This is a genomic window from Polyangium sp. y55x31 (genome assembly GCF_029946505.1).
Lineage (GTDB): Bacteria > Myxococcota_A > Polyangia > Polyangiales > Polyangiaceae > Polyangium.
In genome coordinates this window covers 1-675 of sequence record NZ_JARZHG010000100.1, presented here as the reverse complement: position 1 = coordinate 675, position 675 = coordinate 1, and the positions used below count along the sequence as shown (strand labels likewise).

General features: G+C 67.0%; 1 pseudogene. It reads left to right on the top strand.

The window, feature by feature from the left end:
* Nucleotides 1-361 (top strand): annotated as a pseudogene (locus tag QHF84_RS50175) (hypothetical protein); the annotation flags it as partial.
* Nucleotides 362-675 lie beyond the last annotated feature (314 nt).

Below are 675 nucleotides of genomic sequence, written 5' to 3'. Positions count from 1 at the left end.
GCGTGCGAAGCTTTACGCGGATCTCGTGCTATTTTCCCTGGGCGAAGCCGCCCGCATGGCCCTGGAGCAGCTCATGAGCATCCCGAACTACGAGTACCAAAGCGAGTTCGCCCGCAAGTACGTGCAGCAAGGGCGCGAGGAGGGGCGCGAGGAGGGGCGTGAGGAGGGGCGCGAGGAGGGGAGCCTCGAACCTGTTGCACGCCTGTTCGAGCGACGGCTCGCCCGGCCGTTGACCAGCGACGAGCGTGAGACCCTCACCGTGCAGCTCCGCAAGGAGGGCGCCACCCGTCTCACGGACATGGCCCTCGATTTCTCGCCGGCAGACCTCGCTGCCTTGCTCGTCGCACACAACGGGCGCTGAGCGTTCGCAGCAGCAGCGTTCGCAGCAGCGTTCGCAGCAGCGGCAGCAGCAGCAGCAGCAGCGGCAGCGGCAGCAGCGGCAGCAGCAGCAGCAGCAGCGGCTGCTGCAGCATCATCGTTCCCGTAAAACCGATTCGTTCCCCGACGAACCTTTCCCTTGTGCTCGCCGCGCGCCCGCAGTAAGGCGCCTCGTGCCTTCCCTCTTGCACGAGGCGATTATCGAGCTCTTCCGCAACCGGCCGCTCCTCGCGGCGGAGCTGATCCACGAGGCCCTGCACGTCCCGCTTCCTCCGTTCACGGAGGCTCGGATTGCCT